Origin of the sequence: Qipengyuania sp. S6317L1 (genome assembly GCF_023015615.1) — a bacterium.
In the GTDB taxonomy this organism is placed as follows: domain Bacteria; phylum Pseudomonadota; class Alphaproteobacteria; order Sphingomonadales; family Sphingomonadaceae; genus Erythrobacter.
This window is the reverse complement of sequence record NZ_JALKAJ010000004.1, coordinates 377,978-398,706: the sequence shown is the minus strand read 5'-3', so window position 1 is coordinate 398,706 and position 20,729 is coordinate 377,978. Positions and strand designations below refer to the sequence as shown.

Sequence of the window (20,729 nt, the reverse complement as noted above, 5' to 3'; positions counted from 1 at the left end):
GCATCAGGCGTATTCGACAAGCTTAGTTTACACCAGTGGTGACAATCTACCCTTACATTGCGCGGTTAACGCTTGCCCGTCCTCGTCAGTAGAAGCACCGGCAGAAGTCCGGCGACCAGCAGAAGAAGCGCGGGGATAGACGCCTCAACCAGCCGCTCGTCGCTTGCAAGGCGGTAGGTGCGGGTGGCAAGCGTCTCCAGATTGAAGGGCCGCAGGATCAATGTGGCGGGCAGCTCGCGCACGGCATCGATAAAAACGAGCGCGGCGGCAGCGGCAAGGCTGCGGCTCAGAAGCGGGGCGTAGATTTTCGCCAGGACACGCGACGGCCCGGCTCCCAGAGATCGCGCAGCGGCGGCGAAGGAAGGCGGGATCTTGCTCATCCCTCCGTCCACGCTGTTGTAGGCAACGGTGAGGAACCGCACACACAATGCGTAAATGAGGACAGCGCCAGTGCCCGTCAGGACAAGGCCGCCTGAATAGCCGAAAGTATCGCGTAAAAACCGCGTCATGCCCACATCAACGGCTCCAAGCGGCGCGAGTAGCCCGACTGCAAGCAGAGCCCCGGGAAGCGCGTATCCAAGCGTCGAGACGCGAATGGATGCTTTGACCAATTGGCTTTCCGAACGCGCTTTTGCAAAGGCCAGAAGCAGCGCCGCGATTACGCAGAGGAACCCTGCGCCGAGCCCAAGCCAGAGACTTCCGCTGGCATAGGCCCACAGATCGCCCGCGGCGTTCATCGCGGCCGGGGTGACAGACATCGAGAGCAAATAGCCGGCAGGGATGAGAAAGCCGAGAAAGACCGGCGATGCGCAAAAGAGGAGCGCCAGCACCTTACCCAGAGGGGAAAGGTGCACGAGCGGTTCGTCGTCGCGCGAGCCATCCTTGCTCACCGCGCGGCCCTTGCGAGTGCGCGCCTCGAGAATGATGAGGGCGACCACGAACAGCAACATCACCGCCGCCAGTTTGAGCGCGGCCTGCTTGTCGCCCATCGAAAGCCAGCTGCGGAAAATGCCGGTCGAGAAGGTGGGGATCGCAAAATACTGCGCAACGCCAAAATCGGCGAGCACTTCCATCAACACCAATGCCAATCCGCCCGCAATAGCGGGGCGCGCGGCGGGCAGGGCAACCTGCCAGAAGGCGCGCGTTGGTCTTGCCCCAAGGCTGCGCGCGGCGCGAAACTGCGACAGGCTTTGCGCGGCAAAAGCGGCTCTCGCGAGGAGATACACATAAGGGTAAAGGACGATGCCAAGGACGAAGGCCCCGCCGGGAAGAGAGCGGATTTGCGGGAACCAGTATCCATCGGGACCAAGCCCGGTGACTTCGCGCAATGCGGTTTGCACCGGTCCGACAAAGTCGAGCATATCGGCATAAAGATACGCCGCGATATAGGCGGGCAGGGCAAGAGGCAGAACCAGCGCCCAGGCCAGAACCGAACGCCCCGGAAAACGCGCGGCGCTTACCAGCCAGGCGCATCCTGTCCCCACGATCAGGGCAAGCCCGCCCGCCATCGCCATCAGCGCCAGAGTGTTCGCGGTGTAGCGCCACAGGACCGTGCTCGCGAGGTGGGAAATCGCCTCAAAACCGCCGCTTGGCGCCGAAACGAGAATGGTGGCAATGGGAAGGAAGGCGAAGGCGGCAAGCACCAGTGCGCCTACGCTCCACCCATCCAAAAGGGAGGAGCGCGCCACAAGCCCACTTGCGGGGGCGGGGGCGGATTGCTTAAGGCCCATCTCAGTCACGCCCTCAGTCATGGGGCACCTGCACCAAAGTATCGGACAATTTTGTGAGTCTTGAATTTCAACATATTGCCCATGCTTACACCGGTCGGACCGGGCGGGTGGAGGCCTTATCCGATATCGCCTTTACAGCGCCAGCGGGAAAAATCACCTGCCTGCTTGGCTCGTCAGGCTCGGGCAAGTCAACCTTGCTGAACTTGGCCGCAGGGCTTTTGCCGGTGCAGTCGGGCAGGATCATCGTCGCGGGTGAAGAGATCGCGTCGGCAAGCCGCAACCCTGCGCCTGAAGCGCGGCCGATCGGTCTTGTCTTTCAGGACGGCGCGCTCTTCCCGCATATGACGATTGCAAAGAATATCGCCTTTGGTCTTTCGGGCGGTAGGTCGGATGCTGTGATCGAGCAATGGCTTGAGCGGGTGGGGCTGGCTGGGCTTGGCCCGCGTTTCCCGCACGAGCTTTCCGGCGGCCAGCAACAGCGCGCTGCCCTAGCTCGCGCAATGGCGCCAGAGCCGCAAGTGCTCCTTATGGATGAACCTTTCGCCAGCGTTGATATTGTTCTTCGCCGCCGCCTGCGCCGCGATTGCCGCAGGCTTCTGCGCGCAGCGGGTACGACCACAATTCTGGTCACGCACGACCCGGAGGAAGCGCTCGACATTGCCGATTATATCGCGGTGATGGAGGACGGGCGCATCATCCAGTTCGGGAGCCCCGAGGACCTGCATGACCGGCCCGCAACGCCATCGGTCGGTGCAATTTTCGGCGGTGCGCAAGTGGTTGCAGCAAAGCGCGATGGCGATGTTCTGCAAACCAGCCTTGGTGCCTGGCCGGTGTCCTGTGTCGCGGGCGATATGCCAAGCGCAAGCGAAGTCGATCTTCTCGTCCATGCCGAGACATTGGATTGTATCAAGGACGCAGGCGGCCTTGTCGTTGTCGATGTGCACCCTTTGGGAGTGGCCAGCAGGCTCTTGCTGCAAACCGCATCTGGCGAAGAGATCACGGTCCAGACGACAGCCGCGGTTGAAGAAGGCGCGCATTACCGCGTGGTGCCGCGCGATGCGAGCGTGCGCGCCTTTGCCAGTGGGTGAGTATCCAAATCAGCACTTGCATTCGCAAAGATACTATTGCAAGTCATTCGCAAGTATCACTGAAGGGACACTTATGAAGAAAATGATTCTCGGCCTTGGCCTCGCGTTGAGCGTTGTGGCCTGCTCCGACAATGCAGAAACGGCCGGCGACGCCGTTGGCGATAATGGCGTTGTCAATGTTTATTCATCGCGCCACTACGACACCGATCTTGCGCTCTATGAAGACTTTACCGAGCAGACCGGCATCACCGTCAATCGTATTGAAGCGGACGCCGATGCCCTGATCGAACGGATCCAGTCCGAGGGCGAATTTTCGCCAGCCGACCTTCTTGTAACCGTCGATGCGGGCCGTCTCTGGCGCGCTGAGGAAGCGGGCGTGCTGCAATCGGTCAATTCCGATGTCTTGAATGAGCGTCTGCCCGACTACCTGCGCCATCCGGATGGGTTGTGGTTTGGTCTTTCCACCCGCGCACGTGTCATCATCTACAACAAGGAAGCGGGCGTTCCCGAAGGGCTCGACAGCTATATGGACTTGGCCGATCCTGCGTGGAAAGGTGACATCTGCATCCGCTCGTCCTCTAACATCTACAACATCTCGCTGCTCTCCAGCATCATCGCCAACCAGGGCGAAGAGGCTGCTGAAGAGTGGGCCAGGGGCGTCGTTGCAAACTTCGCGCGCGATCCGCAGGGCAATGACACTGCGCAGATCGAAAGCACTGCTGCGGGCGAATGCCGGATTGCGGTTGTGAACTCCTATTACCTTGGCCGCTTTGCAGGCGGCGATGAGGAACAGCGCGCGGTGTTCGACAAGCTCGGCGTGATCTTCCCCGATCAAGGCGAAGGCGAAAGCGGCACGCACATCAATGTGAGCGGCGCAGGCGTTGTCAAGAATGCGCCCAACCGCGAAAACGCGATTGCTTTCCTCGAATATCTGACAAGCGAAAGCGCGCAGCGTTATTTTGCTGATGGCAACAACGAATACCCCGCCGCTATCGGCCTGGCTGGTAATTCCAATCTGGAAAAGATGGGTGATTTTCGCGCTGACACTTTGAACGCGGCCAAAATCGGCTCTGGTCAAACCAAGGCGGTGCAGATTTTCGACCGCGCTGGTTGGAACTAATGCGAACATTCAGGGGCGAGGTGTGAAGCCGTACTTCGCCCCTGAATTGCTAATCTACCTTGATGTAAATAGCCGAAAGCTTCATTTGCGCGTTCACTACTGACGCGAATCTCGCGTGAACCGCACATATTTTGAGGCCGAAATTGACCGATACAGCTGTCACATCACCGATCCCCCCGCGTGACGCTTTCAATGAAAGCGGCGCCGTTTCAGTTGAGACGATCACCCATGTTCATCAATGGAACGATGACCTCTTCACCCTGAAGATGACGCGCCCGGCAAGCTTCCGCTTCCGTTCCGGCGAATTTGTGATGATCGGCCTTCCCAAAGAAGACGGCAAGCCGCTGCTGCGCGCCTATTCTGTGGCCTCGCCGTCCTATGATGAGGAATTGGAATTCCTCTCGATCATCGTGCAGGACGGACCGCTCACCTCGAGGCTTCAGCACATCAAGGAAGGCGATCCGATCTACCTCGGCAAGAAGCCGACCGGAACGCTTGTGACCGACGCTCTGCTGCCGGGTAAACGACTGTTTATGCTTTCAACCGGCACGGGGCTCGCTCCGTTCATGAGCCTTGTTCGCGATCCGGCAGTGTATGAGATGTATGACGAAGTGATCGTCGTTCATTCGGTGCGCCGTGTGAAAGACCTGGCTTACCGCGATCTGCTCGAAAGCAAGCTCGAAGGCGATCCGCTGCTCGAAGATGATCAGCGTGAGCGTATGATCTACGTCCCCACAGTGACGCGCGAAGACTTTCACACCACTGACCGCATCCAGGTGCTGATCGACGATGGCCGCCTATTCAAGGACTCCAAGGGCCCGCAAAAGTTCGATCCGGAAAACGATCGCGTCATGCTGTGCGGCTCGATGGCGATGATCAAGGATCACGCCGCCGACCTTGAAGCACGCGGCTTTGAAGAGGGCGCGAACAACAAGCCCGGCCAGTTCGTGATCGAACGCGCCTTTGTTGGCTGAACCATAGGCAGGGGTTGCATCTTTCTCGCTTGACGCGCGCGTAAAGCACCGCTTCATTGGGTTTCGAGAGAAAACCAAAATCGAGAGAGAGCCCTTCATGCTGCAAACAGCAAATCGCACTGCCTATAACGAAGACCATGCCGCATTTCGCGAGACGGTGCGCAAGGTCTTTTCCGAGCATATGGAGCCTTACCTCGACCAACATGAGGAAGAGGGCATTGTACCTCGCTCTGCGTGGAAGGCGTTGGGTGATGCAGGGATGCTGTGCCCCACGGTTGCAGAAGAGAACGGCGGGCTTGGCCTCGATTTCGGCTTCAACTGCGTGCTCGCCGAAGAGCTTGCCTATTTGGGCTCGTCCGCAGGTTTTACCCTGCAAAACGACATTACAGTCAATTATTTCGAACGCCTCGGCTCGCCTGAGCAGAAGGAGAAATATCTCCCGGGAATGATTTCGGGCGATATCATCACCGCGATTGCGATGACCGAGCCGGGTGCAGGCTCCGACCTTCAGGGGATCAAGACCACCGCCAAGGAGGACGGCAATCACCTCGTGATCAACGGCTCGAAAACCTACATCACCAACGGCCAGAATGCCGATGTGGTGATCGTTGTGGCCAAGACTGATCCGAACGCGGGCGCGAAGGGCACTTCGCTAATCCTCGTCGATGCCGACACCCCCGGCTTTGCGCGCGGGCGCAATCTGGACAAGATCGGGCAACATTCCGCCGACACCTCCGAGCTGTTCTTCGAAGACGTGCGCGTGCCCAAAACCAACATCCTCGGCGGCGAAAACCGCGGCTTCATCCACCTGATGGAAGAACTTCCGCAAGAACGCCTTTCGATTGCCGTTTCCGCGATGGGCGGGGCGCAGCGTGCGTTTGACGAAGCGGTCAAATTCACCAAGGAGCGCAAGGCTTTCGGCAAGACGGTGTTCGAGTTCCAGAACTCCAAATTCACCCTCGCGGAATTGGCAGCAAAACTGCAAGTCGGCTGGGCGCACCTCGACTGGGCGATCGCGCGGCACCTTAAAGGCGAGCTCACCACGGGCGAAGCCTCGGCCGCCAAACTCTGGCACTCGGAAATGCAATGGGAGATGGTCGACGCCTGTCTCCAACTGCATGGCGGGGCTGGCTATATGAACGAATATCCGATTGCGCGTCTCTGGCGCGACGCACGGGTGCAACGCATTTACGGCGGCACGAGCGAGATTATGAAGGAAGTGGTCAGCCGCGAGATTTGAGGGCGAAGGGCATTGGCCAGCGGTCATTCACCTCGTCGCCCCGTGCTTGACACGGGGCTAGGCTACTTTTCTGCTTGCTCACCGCCAAACCAAACGTCCCACAAGTCATCCCACTCCGGGTTCGCCTTTTCGATAAGCGCAAACTTCCAGTTGCGCCGCCATTTCTTGACGAGTTTCTCGCGAGCAATAGCGCTCTCAATCGTGTCATGGCGCTCAGCAAAGACGAGGCGTGTCTTGCCGAAATCGCGCACATGGATGGAGCCGTTGCCTTCGCGATGCTGGTGTACTCGAGCGAGCAGATCGGCGGTGACGCCAACATACATCCCGCCTTTGAAGCGGTTCGCCATGATGTATACCCATCCGCCCTTTGCCATTCTATCAACCAAAAGAGAGCCAAGCCCCGCGTCAAGCACGGGGCGACGTCAGAGATAGGGAAATGATATGACCAACCCACTCGATTTTACCGGCAAGAGCGTCGTCGTAATCGGCGGATCAAGCGGTATCGGCAACGGCATCGCGCACAGCTTTCGCAAGGCTGGGGCCGAAGTGCTCGTTACCGGCACGCGGCCTGATGAGGGTGACTATCTTGAGGCCGAGGACAGCGACTTTACCGGGCTTTCCTATGCTCAGCTCAATGTTAGCGACCGTGACGCGGTGGGCGCTCTGGTCGAAACGCTGGGGCCAGTGGATGTGCTCATCCAGAGCCAGGGCATTGTGCGATATTCTCGCGGCGAGTTTGCGCGCGAAGGCTGGGACGATGTGATCGACGTCAATCTCAATTCGGTGATGGACGTGGCGCGCGCGTTTCACGGCAAGCTTGCCGAAGCGGGCGGCACGATGACGGTCGTTTCGTCCGTGGCAGGTTTCAAGGCCAATATCGGCAACCCTGCCTATTCTGCTTCCAAAGCGGGCGCGGTCAGCCTTGTGAAGACGCTGGGCGCGGCATGGGCGAGGGATGGCATCCGCGTAAACGGCATCGCGCCGGGGTTGGTCGCGACCAAGATCACAACGGTAACCACTCAGAACCCCGAACGCCTCGAAGGTGCGCTTCAAAGGATACCGCTGAGACGGCTTGGCACGCCCGAAGACATGGCGGGGGCTGCGCTGTTTCTCGCCTCGCCGCTGTCGGCCTATATCACGGGACACACTCTGGTGGTCGATGGCGGGCTGACGCTGCAATAAGGTGCAGCTTTCCTACGCGCCGGAACAGGTGCTAACCTATTCCAACATTTCAGGTTGGAGGGACGCGGAAGAATTGCACTCGGGAAATCGGAAAAGGCACGTAATATCAGAGTTCTAGAGCTGAATCTTGCCCGGAAGATTTCCCGCCTCTGGACAGTGTCTCAAGTGTCTCAAATGTCCTACACAAATCACGCCTTTGAAGGAGCGTTGCCATGAAATTCACCCGGCTTGGAAATTCAGGTCTCAACATCTCGCGCCTTTGCCTTGGCTGCATGACCTATGGCGATAAAACCGCCGGATGGCATGGCGATTGGCTGCTGAACGAGGACGAGAGCCGCCCCTTTTTTCGCCAAGCGCTGGAGGCAGGGATCAACTTCTTCGACACCGCGAATGGCTATGCTGGCGGGACCTCTGAGGAAATTACCGGCAAGCTCCTAAAAGAGATGGCCCACCGTGATGAAATTGTGGTCGCGACCAAGGCGTTTATCCCTTGGCGGCGCGCACCCAATACCGGGGGCCTCTCGCGCAAAAGCTTGTTTCAGGCCATCGACGATAGCCTCACACGGCTCGGCATGGACTATGTCGACCTCTTCCAGATCCACCGCTGGGACGATGCGACGCCGATTGAGGAGACGATGGAGGCGCTGCACGATATCGTGAAGGCGGGCAAGGCGCGCTACATTGGCGCGTCCTCGATGTACGCTTGGCAGTTTGCCAAGGCGCAGGAAGTGGCCCGCGCCAACGGGTGGACGCGGTTCATCTCCATGCAAAACCAGCTCAATCTCCTCTACCGCGAGGAGGAGCGCGAGATGTTGCCTCTGTGCCAAGATCAGGGCGTGGGGCTGATCCCGTGGAGCCCGCTTGCGCGTGGACGGCTTGCGCGGCCCCTTGGCGAAACCACGGTGCGCAGCGAAACCGATGGCGTGGGCAAATCGCTTTATAGCGATGATGACGAAGCGGATGCTGCGACCATCAATGCGCTTGCCAGCATGGCAGAGGCGCGCGGTGAGAAGATGGCGAGCCTTGGCCTCGCATGGCATTTTACCAAGGGCGTGGCCGCGCCGATAATCGGAGCGTCAAAGCCGCATCATATCGACGATGCCGTGGCTGCGCTCGAGGTTGAATTGTCGGACGAGGAAATCGCCAAACTCGAAGCGCCATACAGGCCGAAAATGCCCACCGGCCTTGCCATGCCATTGCCCCCGATGGACCAGGTGAGCGTGAAGGAAAAAGGCGGCTAAACTCTTTGTTAGCGCGTCATAAACGCGTCACAGAACTCAGCCAATCCTCGGCCCTGACAAGCTTTTGCAACTGGGGCATCGGGCACAATGCAAGTGACCAATATTTTCCTCACCTCTCCGCTCGAAGAGGGCCTTGAGGATTTTGTTCATGGTGATCAGCGTTTCGTGTTCGATGAGCTCGGTTCCGATGGTCCGCAGCGTCTTGTCGATGGGCCGGTCTGGGCCTTTGTCGATTGGGTGATGGACGACCTTGCCGGTCTCGAAATGTGCCGCCGCCTGCGAGCCGATCCGCGCACCGCAGAGGCCCATGTGACAATGGTTCTGGAACAGGGTGATGAAGATGCCAATGAGGAACACCGTCGGCGAGCATTGAACGCAGGGGCCGATGATTATGTCGTCGGGCCACTCGACCGCACGACAGTGCTCGACCGGGTGTTGGCCCTGCAATCCCGGCGAAGCCCGGTAAACACCGTGGCCGGCATGGAGAAGGGCGCTTTGCTGATCGACATGGCGGCATTACAGGCGCGCTGGAACGGCACAGTGATCGAAGCGCGGCCCAATGAATTTCGCCTGCTTCGCTACTTTGCGGAGAATTCAGGCCGGGTGATGAGCCGCGAGACGATTATCGCCGGGCTCGGCAAGACGGAGCCGCCATTGGATGAGCGCACCGTCGATGTGTGGGTTGGCCGCCTGCGCCGCGCTATCAAGGCCGCCGGTGGCGGCAACCCGCTGCGCACTGTGCGTTCGGTCGGATACGTTCTCGACCTTTAAAGCGCCCGGCTGACGCCGACACTGACTCCGACGTCGCGTTTTCCTACGCGTGCCATTCTTGATACTTCGCTGAGGCTCTCCCCCAGAAAAAAGGCCGCTCCTTTCGTGTGAAAGAAGCGGCCAGAAATCAGCGGGAGAGGGTTGCTGATCAGAATTCGGCTTTGAGCCCCACAGAGAAGCTGGTGCCCACATCGAAGGTGTTGATTTCGATGCGGCCGGTGTCGCTTTCCTGGAATTCAAAATTGTCACGGCTGAAGATATTGCGAACCTGGAGAGACAACTCAAGGTCCTGCCCCAGAAGACCAAGCTCGGTGCGTGCAACGAAATCCACCGTAAGGCCCGGATCTTCAACCACATCAGGCAGCGGGCCGCCACGAAGCGTCACGCGCTCTGTCGCATAGTTGACGAGGATGGAGGCTTGCTGCGTTTTCTCGGTGTCCTCGATCCCGATCGAGAAGTTGGCGATATGGTCCGACTGTCCCACAAGCGGCGCGCCATCGTCGAACAGCAGGCTTGCAAGCTGTTCTGGCGCACCGATGATCGGAGCAATGTCAGTGTCGCCGACTTTGATCTCGGACTGGGTGTAGGTGTAGTTGGCTTGCAAAAGCAGTTGCTTGGTTTCCCAGAACGAGCCGCCCATATCGTAGAGGTCGATGCCGTGAACGACGTCGAATTCGAGACCGTAAAGCTGCGCGCTTGGTGCGTTGGCAAAGCCGGTCCGCACAACGCCCGATGCCGATTGGAGAGTGTTCTCGATCGGGTTGTCGATTTCCTTGAAGAAGCCGGCGAGGCTGATCTTGTTGGGCCCGCCAAAGTAGTATTCGCCGCGCGCTTCTAAGTTCAAAAGCTCACTGTCATTGAGGAGCGGGTTACCGACAAATTCGCGGTTGCTCTCAGGATCGAAATAAACCTGTTCGACCAGCTCGCGGAACTGCGGACGGGCGATGGTTTTCGAAGCCGAGAAGCGCAATTGCAGATCAGGCGTCGCCTCCCATGTGATCGTGCCGCTTGGCAGGAAGTAGTCATTGAACAGGTTCGTCGGGGTCGCTCCAGCGATCGGGTCGTTGAACACTGTCTGGTCCAGGGCAACGGTCTGACTTGCATCTTCATAGCGAACGCCCGCCTCAACAGAGAGCGTATCGGTCGCTGCCCAGCGAAGGAGGCCATAGCCTGCATTGATCTCGAGCCCTGCGTCGAACACCGGGAAAGGCGTGGCTTCGGTCAGGGTGATGTCGAACAGGCCAGCGGTTGCGCTGGTGATGAGGTCGCCCGGCTGACGAAGGCCGAAGGCTGGAACGACGCTGTCATCGAGGATGTCACCAGAGACAAACGGACGGAATTCGCGGCTTTCCGAGCGGCGAGTGGTGTCCGAAAAGGCATAGCCGACTGTAGCGGAAAGCGTGTCGGTCAGCTCATACGATACGTCGAGCCCGCCGAACCACAGTTCTTCTTTCAGATCGTCGAATGCTACGGTCGAAATGCCAGCGTCGGACAGCTGGTTGAAGTAGGCAACGAACTGATCACCGAACGGGTCGCCAGGCAGATTGGTGCGGGTGTAGCTGAAACGCGCGTTGTAGGGCGCCTCGCGGTCGGTTCGGGCATAACCGCCGCGAATATCGACATCGAAGCGCCCGATTTCGAACTCGCCGACAAGCTGTGTGTCAATCAACTGGCGCTCGAACCATGCGGTTTGCTGGTTCAGGAAATCGAAGCCCGTGACGCCGGGGAAGACATCGAAGCCTTCCGACAAACGCGCGGTTTTGAGCGTGTCACGGATATAGAGATTGGTCCAGCGGATGGTGTTCTCGCCAAAGTCGAGGCCGAAGCTCAAGAGCGCGTTGAACAGCACGTTTTCATCGGTGATGAAGGTGCGCTGTTCCTGAAACACCTGTGTCAGATCGCCGCTGCCGCTTTGAGAAAGGACCGAACGGTTGCGCAGATTGTTCTTGAGGCCAACGGTGGCAATGATGCCGAGATAGGTGTCATCGCCAAGCGCACTGGAAATACCGCCAGTCAGCGAGCCGGAGAAGTTGGGGCGCTGCTCGTCAACACGTTGCAGTGTCACAAGGTTGGTCGGGAACAACTGGGTCGCGATGGTTTCGCTCACCTCAAGCGGAACGGTGCCGATGCGCTCGCCGCTGTCGAAGAAGGCCCGAAGATTCGAAGGAACCGCGCGGTTGCCGTTATCGAAGCCGAAGGAGTCCCACTCGGACCCGAAATAGGTGAGGCCGTTTTGAAAGGTCGTCTCTGTGTCGCCGCTTGCGCCCACGCTTACGGTGAGAAAGTCTTCGGTAGGCACGGCCTTGGTGGTGAGGTTGATCACACCGCCGCCAAATTCACCCGGATAGTTGGCCGAATAGGTCTTCTGCACAAGCGACGAGGCAACCACATTGGTCGGGAAAATGTCGAGCGGCACAACCCGGCTCAGCGGTTCCGGGCTTGGCAGCGGAAGGCCGTTCAAAAGCGCCAGCGAATAGCGATCACCAAGACCGCGGACGAACACACGGCCATCGCCGACCACCGACAAGCCGGTCACGCGTGTAAGAGCGCCGGCAATATCGCTTTCGCCGGTCCGCGCGATGTCTTCTTCGGTTAGGACATTGAGCACCTGGCTGGACGAGCGCACCGGATCGCGGTTGCGCCTGCCGGTGACGATAATCCCGCCGCCTGGCACCGAGATATCGACGTCATCAAATTCTTCTTCTTGCTGCTCAGCTGCACCAGCATCTTGTGCCATCGGATCCGCGTCAGCGCTGCCTTGGGCAGCTTCTTGTGCGTGGAGGACCGACGGAACGGTGAGCGACGAAGTGAGAAGCAGCAGCCCTGCGAGGCGCGTGCCGGTCGACATAATGAGAGACCCCCTTGAAATTCTAGGCCTGAAATTGGGACCGAGCCGCAAGCGGGCTCAGCAGATAATATGAAGGGGGCGCTGCGTCAGACGCTGCGCCCCCCTCGATTGATTTGAGGCGCGGCTTAGTAAACCGGGATCGAGGTGCAATCGCCGGTCGCGCTGCCGAAATTCTGGATGCTGGAGTTACAGGTCCAGTCGCCAAAGTCGGACGAAAGGTCGCTTTCAACTGCGCCGATGAAAGTCGAGCTGTTGAAGAAAGAAGAACGAGCGGTTGCATCGAAGGTGGTCACACCGTTCTCCGTGGCGCCGTTCGCCAGATTGTTGGTGAGCGAGAGAGTCGCCAGAAGATTGTTGTTGGTGCCTGCGTCGACTTGCGTTTGGACTTCGGCATCGCTGACGCCCGACGAACCGCGAACCGGACGGTTGGCACCGTCACAGATGACCGAATCGAAACCGATGATCGCAGCAAGCGTGATCTGCTCGTCGATACGGATGCAGACGCTGTCCGCAGTGTTTACGTCGATCACACCATTGGTCAGACCAAGAGCAGGGCCGCCACGTGCACGAACCGCCTGGCCCGATGCAGAAGAACGCTGGACGAAGGTGAAGTTGTTCACGTTCAATGTGCTTTGCGGGATCGCATTGCCCGGTGTGCCGTCGGCAAGATCGTCCGGCGAATCGAATTCGATGATGCTGTCGCCAGTGCTACCGCGCTGAACCACAACAGCGGTTTCGATGTTGGCTTGAACACCCGAGTCAGCGTCGATCGAATCGTCCGATGCGCCGATCACGGCAAGCTGGCTCATGTTGACCGAGCCGCCGAAGAATTCAACGCCGTCGTCCGAGCTGTTGAAGCTCATGATGTGGTTGAAGGTGGTGCCAGAGCCGGTGCCGCCGGTGGTCAAACACTGAAGCTCGTTGCCTTGGGTCAGTTCAAAGCCGCAGTAGCGCATTTGAACGTATTCAAGCGTGCCAGAACTGTCTGCGTCGTCGCCACCGCCAAAGAAGAAAGTCTGTGCAGAGCCTTCGAGGCGTTGTTGGCAAGCCGGGTTTGCGTTTGGAGTGGTCGCGGTGTTGAACACGTTGTCCTGGCAATCGGAAACCGGAGCGCGGCCAAGCATGACGATGCCGCCCCACTGGGCCTGGCTGTTGTCGTTGTTAAGGCCAAGGATGTTGTCACGGCTGGTGAACACGATTGGCATGGTTGCGGTGCCGCTGGCGTCGAGTTCGTTGCCGCGGTTCACGATCAGGGCAGAAGCAGCCTGTGCAAAGAAGATCGCGCCTGCTTCGACCGAAAGGGTCACATCCGTTCCGGTGCTGGAGAAGCCTTGATCGCTGCCGACGGTCACAGTGTTCTGAATCTGGTAAAGCAGACCGTTGATGAAAGGCAGGTTGTCGTCTGCATCGAACGTCGTTGGCAGGGTGCACACGCGGTATTCACCGGTCGGGCCGCTGATCGTGCCGCTGTCGGTAAGACCACCAGTTGAATTGATGGTTGGGCAACCTGCCGCTGGCGTCACAAGCGTTCCGGTTGGCGTTGGCGATGGCGCTGGCGTTGGAGCCGGATTGTTGATGGTCACATTGACCGGCTGGTTGGTGCCAGGCGAGACGATTTCGTCCGCGCCGCAGCCAGCAAGCGCAACGATGCTTGCCCCGAGGATGAGAGTACGTTGGATGTTCTTCACAGCGAGTGGTCCCCTGAAAATCGAGAATCGATAGGTCGCGAATTCGATCGCGTAGGGACCAGCTAGAAGCCGCATATGACAAAATTTCTTCGCTCAAGACGTTTGTGCGACAGTTTTGTAATATGACAATCTGGTGACGGGATTTGACGCCGAATTTCAGGCGAAAGAAAAATCATTGTAATAAATGAGAATCGGTAAGGCGCTGAAGAAATACGATAATTTGCGTCTATCGGACATTTTTATGACAATATTACAGTTTTGTTGCACTACCGAAAATTATCTCCCATCATGATTTTAGAAGATGAGAGGAGACGGACATGACGCTGTCCAAGATCACAATGTCGAAAATTACGAAATCCGGACTTGTCGCAGTTGCGGGGCTCGGCCTTGGCTTGGCGGCGCCTTCCTATGCGCAAGCCACTCAGCCAAGCGATGAGGGGCTTGCATCTGCAAGCCTTGCGGAAGGTCAGGCGTTGAAAGCCATTCGGAAACTCGAAGCCGAGCTTAAAGCGTATCCAGACGATCCTGCATTGCACATCAACCTTGGCATTGCTTTGGCGCATTCTGGCAATGAAGCGAAAGCGCGCGGCCATTTTGAAACGGCCCTCGCATCGCGCGAAGTCCTCGAGCTTGATACCGCAGACGGGCGCACCACCGACTCGCGCCGGCTTGCCCGTCAAGCAATTTCCATGCTTGAACGCGGCGATTTTCGTCCCGCTATGACGCAGCCAGGCCAATTGACGCTTCGCGACTAACCACAGGCTTCGGGTCATACGGCCGACCGCCAAAACAGGCGCGGCCCCTTGTTAAAAAGCGCCAGAATGGCAGCGTGGAGCCTCGCTCAATCGTTGTCATTCTGGCGCTTTTTGTTTGTGCGCAGGCTGCCAGACAACGCGATGCAAAGCTCGGGCTGTCACGCGCTTGTCATTTACGCTAGACATTGGGCTTGTCTTGGAAAGGGCCGCGTAATGATTCTCGCAGGCGAGAGACGACATATTCGTGCTGGCGTCACGGCATTGGTTGCAAGCCTCTGGCTTGCGACCCCTGCCTATGCCGACGTGCTTGAGGTCACTCCGCAAGGCGCGCAATGGATTGCAGGTGGGCCGCTTCAACCACACGATAAGGCGCTCGCGCCGGTCCCGCTCGAGCCGGTCACGCTCGAGGATGTGAGCGGCCTTGTAATTTCTGAAGATATCGTCGCCAATCCGCAGGACCACGTCGCAGGAATTCCCGCCCGATACTCAGCGAAGATCAATGATCTCGCACAACGCTACGGGCTCAGCCCTTCCTTGCTCGAGGCGCTGGTGTGGCAGGAAAGCCGATGGCGTGAGCGGGCCGTATCGCCCGCTGGTGCGCGCGGCCTTGCTCAACTTATGCCGGGCACCGCGAGGTATCTGGGCGTTGATCCCGATGATCCCATGCAGAATCTTGAGGGCGGGGCGCGGTATTTGCGTGAACAGCTCGACCGGTTCGACGGTGATCTGGAAAAGGCACTTGCCGCCTACAACGCGGGCCCTGGCCGGGTCGAGCGCGCTGGCGGCATTCCCAACATCCGCGAGACGCAGAACTACGTGACCAGTATCCTGGGGCGTCTTGCCAATCATTCGCGCCCAAAGGTGCAGCATCTGTCGGCCGGACATCGCTGATATGCGCTTTTGCTAAACGCACCGCCGAAATTCTATGAGGGACTTACGTAACACAATGAAATCGCTTTTTCGTCTCAAGGCTCAGATGGCCGCATTTCTCGCGCTGATTATAACGCCAAGCGCGGCGTTTGCTCAGCAGGCGACCAATCAGGGCGGCGATCCGATCACGAGCGCGCTGCTTTGGATGCAGAGCATTTTGCTTGGCCCCATTGCGACCGCGCTCGCTGTGATGGCTGTGGCGGGCGTTGGCTTTATGATGCTCACAGGCCGCATGAACTGGCGTTATGGCGCCACGGTTATCATCGGCGTTTTCATCATCTTCGGCGCGCCGCGTCTGGTGGCGACGATTGCTGGCGGGGCAGGGGTCTAGGGCGGGCATGAGCGATCTTGTCCGCCATCCCGTGCACCGCACACTGACCCGCCCGCAGATGTTTGCAGGCGTGACGATGAATTTCTTCATCATCAATATGATGGTGACCACCATTGCCTTTCTCATTCTGGCCGATCTTATGACCAGTTTCTGGATGGTTCTGGTGTTTCTGCTGGTGCCGATTACGATGCACGTGATCGGCTATTTCGCATCTTTGAGGGAACCGCGCATTTTTGACCTCTGGATCACGAAGGTGTCAAAATGCCCGCGCATTCCGAACTTCCGGCGCTGGAACTGCAATTCCTACACGCCCTGATGACTTGAAGCTGTTGAATTGAACTGAGGCCTGATGGGAGGGCCGCACACGAATGGCAAATTGGATCGGACCTGCAAGCTGGAGCGCGAAGGAAGCGCTCGCTGGCGATCGCCTGCCGTATGAGCGGTTGATCGACGAAAGTACGGTGCTGCTGCGCGATGGCTCGGTGATGAGCGCCATTCAAGTGCCGGGGCTTCTGTTCGAAACCGAGGATTCCGACGCGCTCAATTCGCATGCGGCAACCCGCGAAGTGGTGCTGCGCTCAACGCTTGATGCGCGCTTTGTGCTGTATCACCACGTCATTCGCCGGCGGGTTGAGGTTGAGCTCGACGCGGAGTTTCCCGATCCCCTCTCACGCCACATTGATGCGCGCTGGAAAGAGCGGTTGGCGGGCGGATCGCTCTTCATCAACGACCAGTTCGTGACCCTTATCCGCCGCCCGGCGCGCGGGAAAACGGGTCTGCCGGAGCGGATTTCGAAATTCTTTTCGCGCACCACGGCTGAAGAGCTTGAAGCTGACCCCAAGGATATTCGCAGCCTCAAGGCGGCGGTCACAGGGCTGACGGCGGCGCTTTCGCCTTACGGGGCGAGCGTCCTGGGTGAGTATTCAACGCCTTCGGGCGGTACCAATTCAGAGATGCTCGAGCTCTTGTCGGCGATCTATAACGGCGAGATGCGCCCTGTTCGCAAGCCATCCGAAGACACCGATATCGGCCACATGCTGCCCTATCGCCGCGCAAGTTTCGGCCTTGATGCGATGGAGATCAAGGGTTCAGGCGGGCCTGAATTTGCCGCGATGCTGGGGCTAAAGGAATATCCGGAGGCGACTTCGCCCGGCCTTCTCGATCCGCTGCTGCGCCTGCCGTTTGAGATGATCGTGACCGAGAGTTATGCTCCAAACGAGCGCACAACGGCTCGTGAGCGGATTGATCTTGCTCTGCGCCGCTCGCGCTCGGTCGACGAGGAGGCGGCGGCAGAACGCTCCGACATGATGGCCGCGCGCGATGCTCTGGGCAATGGTGCGGTCGGCTTTGGCGATCATCATCTGACGGTGCTGGTGCGAGAGAGCGCGCTTAATCGCCTCGACGATGCCTGCGCCGCTGCCTCTGCGGCGCTTGCGGACACAGGCGCAATCGCTGTGCGCGAAGACACCAATCTTGAACCTTCTTTCTGGGCGCAATTTCCCGGAAACGAAGATTACGTCGTGCGCCGCGCGCTGATCTCATCGGCCAATATGGCAAGCTTTGGCAGCTTCCACGGCTTTGCCCTTGGACAGGCAAGCGGCAATCATTGGGGTGATGCTGTAACCCTTTTGGAAACGACGAGCGCAACGCCGTTCTTCTTCAACTTCCATAATGGCGATCTGGGCAATTTCAGCGTCATCGGCCCATCGGGCTCGGGCAAAACGGTGGTGATGAACTTCCTTGCCGCGCAGGCACAAAAGTTTAAACCGCGCACGATCCTGTTCGACAAGGACCGTGGTGCGGAACTGTTCATTCGCGGCATTGGCGGGCGGTATGACCGGATCAATCCGGGCGAGCCCACCGGCTTTAACCCGCTTGGGCTTCCCGATACGCCTGCGAACAAGGCATTCCTTCGTGACTGGTTGGGCGTGCTGCTCAAGGCCGATGGGCCAGAGGAGCTTGCAACGATCAGCGCGGCGGTTGATGCGACTTACGCCAACGACCCATCGCTTCGCCGGTTGCGGCACTTCAAGGAGCTTTTGGCAGGTACGCGTCGTCCCGAGCCGGGCGATCTGGCCGACCGTCTGAGCGCGTGGATTGGCGGAGCGTCGGGTGATGGGGGGGAGCACGCGTGGCTTTTCGACAACGATACCGACGCGCTTGACCTCGACCAGCGCGTTCTGGGTTTCGACATGACGCAGCTTCTCGAAAACCCGCGCCTGCGCACCCCGACCATGATGTATCTCTTCCACCGCATCGATGAGCGGCTGGATGGCGAGCCCACCATGATCCTTATTGATGAAGGGTGGAAGGCTCTGGATGACGAGGTGTTCGCCGCGCGCATTCGCGATTGGCTCAAAACCCTGCGCAAACGCAATGCACTGGTCGGGTTTGCCACGCAAAGCGCCAAGGACGCGCTTGAAAGCCGTATCTCAACCGCTCTGGTTGAACAGACCGCGACGATGGTCTTCATGCCCAACAGCCGCGCGCGGCCCGAGGATTATTGCGATGGATTTGGCTTGACGAGCCACGAGCTTGCCCTGATCCGCACGCTTCCAGCCCACTCGCGCTGTTTCCTCGTGCGCCAGCCCGATGCCTCTGTCGTGGTCCGCCTCGACCTCTCGGGCGCGCCCGAAGTTCTCACCATCCTGTCAGGCCGCGAAGCTGCGGTGCGCCGCCTCGATCTCCTGCGAGAGGCGGTGGGCGATAGCCCAAGCGCATGGTATCCCGCGCTCACCAACCACGCATGGCCTGAAGGTTTTGGGCCTGATGGCTCTGGCGACGTGAACGAAGATGGCACGCCCATCTGGCAGGCGGCCGAATGACAACGGCTTGCGATCTTGCAGCGGAAGAAATGGGCTCGGGCGTCGCCGGCGCTCTGACCGCCGTTGACTGCATCGCAAGCGAGGTCAGCGAGCAGGCATTTAGCCGCCTGTTTGGCTCGGATGGACAACTTGGCATCGCCCTGACGGTGGTGCTCACGCTCTACATCGCGTTTTTCGGCATTTCTCTGTTGCTGGGCCGGTCAAATCTTTCGGTTCGCGCTCTTTTGCCAAAGATGGTGACGGTGGGCCTCGTCCTGACTTTCGCTACAAGCTTTGCAGCGTTCTCAACCATCTTCTACAACCTCTTTGTGACGGCACCCGACTTTCTTGCTGGCGTGCTTACCGCAAGCGATGGGTCCGCGACCGCGACTTTCGCACTCAAGCTCGATATCGTTTTCTTGGCGATCCAGGAGGCGAGCACGGGCATTGAAGACATCAGCGCCTTTTCGCCGCCGGGCATGATGTGGATCGGCGCGATGCTTCTGCTGATCGGTACGGTGGGCCTTCTGGTAACGGCGCGCATCGGATTGGCGCTGCTCCTCGCCGTGGGCCCGATCTTCGTGGTGCTCGCCTTGTTCAACGGCACCAGAGGCCTCTTCGTTGGCTGGCTCAAAGGCCTCGTCATGCTTGCGCTCGCCCCGCTTTTCGCGGTCGTTGGCGGCTCGCTGATGCTTGAGATGGCTGTGCCTATCCTCTCAGCTCTCGTCTCAACGCCCGGAGTGATCGACCAGCAAGCAGCCATGGCGTTTTTCCTTGTGGGCTTTGTCCACTGCATGCTGATGCTCATGGTGCTTTACGTCGGCTCCAAGATGGTCAGCGGGTGGCAGGTGTTCGGCTTTGCCACGCCCGATGTCGCGACACAGCCCAATTCCGACGCCTATCACAATGCGCCCGCGCCCGTTGTCAGCCCTACCGTCAACCGCGCCGCCCAAACGATGCCCACCGCGGCGAGTGGCGTGCGCCGGACGGCGGTGGTGTCACCAAGCGTAGTTGCGGCCAACGACACCAATGGTTCGAGCACCACCAACACCGTTCGCGAGACGAAAGTATTCGCGACTGGTTCTGGCAACTCGCAATCCGGCCCCCAATCCGCCGCTGCATCCCGCACGAGGGGCATTGGCAATCGTTTCCGCTCCGCCCCATCGGCAAGCGCCCGTCCCAAACCGGAGACATCCAAATGATCCGCAGCCGTCCTCTTCGGCTTTCTTTCCTCGCCGGCGCACTTGCGCTGGCCGCGCCCGCTTTTGCGCAGGATGTGCAGCGTGCCGACGATCCGCGCCTTGTTACACAGGTCTTTGATGAAACGCGGGTTTACACCGTCAACGGCAAGGTGAAGGTCCAGACCACACTCAAATTCGCGCCAGATGAAGTGATCCAGAATGTCGCGATTGGCGACAGCAGTGCATGGCAGGTGCAGCCCAATCAGGCGCAAACGCTTTTGTTCGTGAAACCGCTCGCGACCTCTGCGCGGACCAATATGACGGTGGTCACCAACCGCCGCACCTATTTGTTCGACCTCGTGGCATCCCCGCGCAATGCGCCGCTTTACGTCCTTCAGTTCCGCTACCCCGAGCTTGAAAAAGCCGCCGCCGAAGCAGCGCTTGCCGCAGCAGAGCAGGCAAAGCGTGATGAGGCGAATGCGCTTGAGCTTGAGGCGGCGCGCGATCCCTTTGCGGTCGTCGATCCGGCCCGGCTGAATTTTGAATGGGCAGGGGAGGGCGACACCGGCCTTTTGCCCTCGCGCACCTATGACGATGGCGATGCGGTTTTCCTCACCTGGGGCCCGGATGCTGAAATTCCGGCAATCCTTGGCATCAGTCCTGACGGGGTCGAGGGGCCGTTGAACTTCACGGTTCGCGGCAACACCATCGTTTTGAGTGATATGCCAGCGCAGATAATCCTTCGCAAAGGCAAGGAACGCGCAACGCTCATCAATGTCGGGCCACCGCGCCCTCGCAGTGCTGATGCGGGGCCAGATATGCCTCGCGGGTCATAAGGTAAGGAGT

At 59.2% G+C, this 20,729-nt stretch carries 18 protein-coding genes; 14 read left to right on the top strand and 4 right to left on the bottom strand.

The genetic code is table 11. The features are described 5' to 3' along the window. Positions 1 to 65: 65 nt before the first annotated feature. On the bottom strand, positions 66 to 1,688 hold the full coding sequence (locus MWU38_RS11070; protein ID WP_247271864.1) for an iron ABC transporter permease: 1,623 nt from the start codon (positions 1,686 to 1,688) through the stop codon (positions 66 to 68). Positions 1,689 to 1,783: 95 nt separating this feature from the next. Here MWU38_RS11070 and MWU38_RS11065 point away from each other — a divergent pair, with 95 nt between their 5' ends. The 4 genes from MWU38_RS11065 (at position 1,784) to MWU38_RS11050 (ending at position 6,152) form a co-directional block, all read left to right on the top strand. Further along, a complete protein-coding gene (locus tag MWU38_RS11065) occupies positions 1,784 to 2,818 on the top strand; it encodes an ABC transporter ATP-binding protein (RefSeq protein ID WP_247271863.1) in 1,035 nt (344 codons plus the stop codon). 73 nt (positions 2,819 to 2,891) lie between these two features. Beyond that, positions 2,892 to 3,938 (top strand): Fe(3+) ABC transporter substrate-binding protein, encoded by a 1,047-nt coding sequence (locus MWU38_RS11060; protein WP_247271862.1) that lies wholly within the window; start codon positions 2,892 to 2,894, stop codon positions 3,936 to 3,938. Between the two features lie 143 nt (positions 3,939 to 4,081). Next, positions 4,082 to 4,912: a ferredoxin--NADP reductase gene (locus tag MWU38_RS11055; RefSeq protein ID WP_281494651.1), complete on the top strand. Its 831-nt coding sequence runs from the start codon at positions 4,082 to 4,084 to the stop codon at positions 4,910 to 4,912. 97 nt (positions 4,913 to 5,009) lie between these two features. Continuing rightward, positions 5,010 to 6,152, top strand: a complete 1,143-nt coding sequence (locus MWU38_RS11050; RefSeq protein ID WP_247271861.1) for an acyl-CoA dehydrogenase family protein — start codon at positions 5,010 to 5,012, stop codon at positions 6,150 to 6,152. Between the two features lie 62 nt (positions 6,153 to 6,214). On the opposite strand, the gene MWU38_RS11045 is transcribed toward MWU38_RS11050, so the two are convergent. After that, entirely contained in the window at positions 6,215 to 6,526 is a 312-nt protein-coding gene (locus MWU38_RS11045; RefSeq protein ID WP_281494650.1) for a GIY-YIG nuclease family protein, read from the bottom strand. A 67-nt stretch (positions 6,527 to 6,593) separates the two neighbouring features. Between MWU38_RS11045 and MWU38_RS11040 the strand changes: the two genes are divergently transcribed. From MWU38_RS11040 to MWU38_RS11030, 3 genes are all read left to right on the top strand, one after another. After that, positions 6,594 to 7,334, top strand: a complete 741-nt coding sequence (locus MWU38_RS11040; protein WP_247271859.1) for an SDR family oxidoreductase — start codon at positions 6,594 to 6,596, stop codon at positions 7,332 to 7,334. A gap of 212 nt (positions 7,335 to 7,546) precedes the next feature. Beyond that, positions 7,547 to 8,575 carry an aldo/keto reductase gene (locus tag MWU38_RS11035; RefSeq protein ID WP_247271858.1) on the top strand — a complete coding sequence of 343 codons (1,029 nt, stop codon included), beginning with the start codon at positions 7,547 to 7,549 and terminating at the stop codon, positions 8,573 to 8,575. A gap of 87 nt (positions 8,576 to 8,662) precedes the next feature. Further along, positions 8,663 to 9,346, top strand: coding sequence for a response regulator transcription factor (locus tag MWU38_RS11030; protein WP_247271857.1), 684 nt, complete (start codon positions 8,663 to 8,665; stop codon positions 9,344 to 9,346). A 148-nt stretch (positions 9,347 to 9,494) separates the two neighbouring features. On the opposite strand, the gene MWU38_RS11025 is transcribed toward MWU38_RS11030, so the two are convergent. Both MWU38_RS11025 and MWU38_RS11020 read right to left on the bottom strand, forming a co-directional pair. Then, the gene (locus MWU38_RS11025) at positions 9,495 to 12,194 is read right to left on the bottom strand and encodes a TonB-dependent receptor (protein WP_247271856.1); all 2,700 of its coding nucleotides are present in this window, start codon (positions 12,192 to 12,194) and stop codon (positions 9,495 to 9,497) included. Positions 12,195 to 12,319: 125 nt separating this feature from the next. Continuing rightward, complete coding sequence (locus MWU38_RS11020) at positions 12,320 to 13,882, bottom strand: hypothetical protein (RefSeq protein ID WP_247271855.1); 1,563 nt, start codon at positions 13,880 to 13,882, stop codon at positions 12,320 to 12,322. Positions 13,883 to 14,199: 317 nt separating this feature from the next. On the opposite strand from MWU38_RS11020, the gene MWU38_RS11015 reads away from it, so the two are divergent. The 7 genes from MWU38_RS11015 to MWU38_RS10985 all read left to right on the top strand — a co-directional run bounded on the left by MWU38_RS11015 (position 14,200) and on the right by MWU38_RS10985 (position 20,719). Further along, positions 14,200 to 14,637: a tetratricopeptide repeat protein gene (locus MWU38_RS11015; protein WP_247271854.1), complete on the top strand. Its 438-nt coding sequence runs from the start codon at positions 14,200 to 14,202 to the stop codon at positions 14,635 to 14,637. Between the two features lie 213 nt (positions 14,638 to 14,850). Beyond that, complete coding sequence (locus MWU38_RS11010) at positions 14,851 to 15,528, top strand: lytic transglycosylase domain-containing protein (protein WP_247271853.1); 678 nt, start codon at positions 14,851 to 14,853, stop codon at positions 15,526 to 15,528. 55 nt (positions 15,529 to 15,583) lie between these two features. Then, entirely contained in the window at positions 15,584 to 15,898 is a 315-nt protein-coding gene (locus tag MWU38_RS11005; protein WP_247271852.1) for a TrbC/VirB2 family protein, read from the top strand. Positions 15,899 to 15,905: 7 nt separating this feature from the next. After that, complete coding sequence (locus tag MWU38_RS11000; RefSeq protein ID WP_223071739.1) at positions 15,906 to 16,214, top strand: VirB3 family type IV secretion system protein; 309 nt, start codon at positions 15,906 to 15,908, stop codon at positions 16,212 to 16,214. A gap of 52 nt (positions 16,215 to 16,266) precedes the next feature. Next, on the top strand, positions 16,267 to 18,723 hold the full coding sequence (locus tag MWU38_RS10995) for a VirB4 family type IV secretion/conjugal transfer ATPase (RefSeq protein WP_247271851.1): 2,457 nt from the start codon (positions 16,267 to 16,269) through the stop codon (positions 18,721 to 18,723). Then, entirely contained in the window at positions 18,720 to 19,904 is a 1,185-nt protein-coding gene (locus MWU38_RS10990) for a type IV secretion system protein (RefSeq protein WP_247271850.1), read from the top strand. The genes MWU38_RS10995 and MWU38_RS10990 overlap by 4 nt, the downstream gene beginning before the upstream one ends. Beyond that, a complete protein-coding gene (locus MWU38_RS10985; RefSeq protein ID WP_247271849.1) occupies positions 19,901 to 20,719 on the top strand; it encodes a TrbG/VirB9 family P-type conjugative transfer protein in 819 nt (272 codons plus the stop codon). Before MWU38_RS10990 ends, MWU38_RS10985 begins: the two co-directional genes overlap by 4 nt. Positions 20,720 to 20,729 lie beyond the last annotated feature (10 nt).

What these genes read in the sequence shown, in the direction of transcription:
- MWU38_RS11025 (WP_247271856.1), bottom strand. Translation starts at nt 12,194, where the DNA reads ATGTCGACCGGCACGCGCCTCGCAGGGCTGCTGCTTCTCACTTCGTCG.
- MWU38_RS11060 (WP_247271862.1), top strand. Translation starts at nt 2,892, where the DNA reads ATGAAGAAAATGATTCTCGGCCTTGGCCTCGCGTTGAGCGTTGTGGCC.
- MWU38_RS11005 (WP_247271852.1), top strand. Translation starts at nt 15,584, where the DNA reads ATGAAATCGCTTTTTCGTCTCAAGGCTCAGATGGCCGCATTTCTCGCG.
- MWU38_RS11030 (WP_247271857.1), top strand. Translation starts at nt 8,663, where the DNA reads ATGCAAGTGACCAATATTTTCCTCACCTCTCCGCTCGAAGAGGGCCTT.
- MWU38_RS10995 (WP_247271851.1), top strand. Translation starts at nt 16,267, where the DNA reads ATGGCAAATTGGATCGGACCTGCAAGCTGGAGCGCGAAGGAAGCGCTC.
- MWU38_RS11040 (WP_247271859.1), top strand. Translation starts at nt 6,594, where the DNA reads ATGACCAACCCACTCGATTTTACCGGCAAGAGCGTCGTCGTAATCGGC.
- MWU38_RS11015 (WP_247271854.1), top strand. Translation starts at nt 14,200, where the DNA reads ATGACGCTGTCCAAGATCACAATGTCGAAAATTACGAAATCCGGACTT.
- MWU38_RS10985 (WP_247271849.1), top strand. Translation starts at nt 19,901, where the DNA reads ATGATCCGCAGCCGTCCTCTTCGGCTTTCTTTCCTCGCCGGCGCACTT.
- MWU38_RS11045 (WP_281494650.1), bottom strand. Translation starts at nt 6,526, where the DNA reads ATGGCAAAGGGCGGATGGGTATACATCATGGCGAACCGCTTCAAAGGC.
- MWU38_RS11000 (WP_223071739.1), top strand. Translation starts at nt 15,906, where the DNA reads ATGAGCGATCTTGTCCGCCATCCCGTGCACCGCACACTGACCCGCCCG.
- MWU38_RS10990 (WP_247271850.1), top strand. Translation starts at nt 18,720, where the DNA reads ATGACAACGGCTTGCGATCTTGCAGCGGAAGAAATGGGCTCGGGCGTC.
- MWU38_RS11050 (WP_247271861.1), top strand. Translation starts at nt 5,010, where the DNA reads ATGCTGCAAACAGCAAATCGCACTGCCTATAACGAAGACCATGCCGCA.
- MWU38_RS11035 (WP_247271858.1), top strand. Translation starts at nt 7,547, where the DNA reads ATGAAATTCACCCGGCTTGGAAATTCAGGTCTCAACATCTCGCGCCTT.
- MWU38_RS11010 (WP_247271853.1), top strand. Translation starts at nt 14,851, where the DNA reads ATGATTCTCGCAGGCGAGAGACGACATATTCGTGCTGGCGTCACGGCA.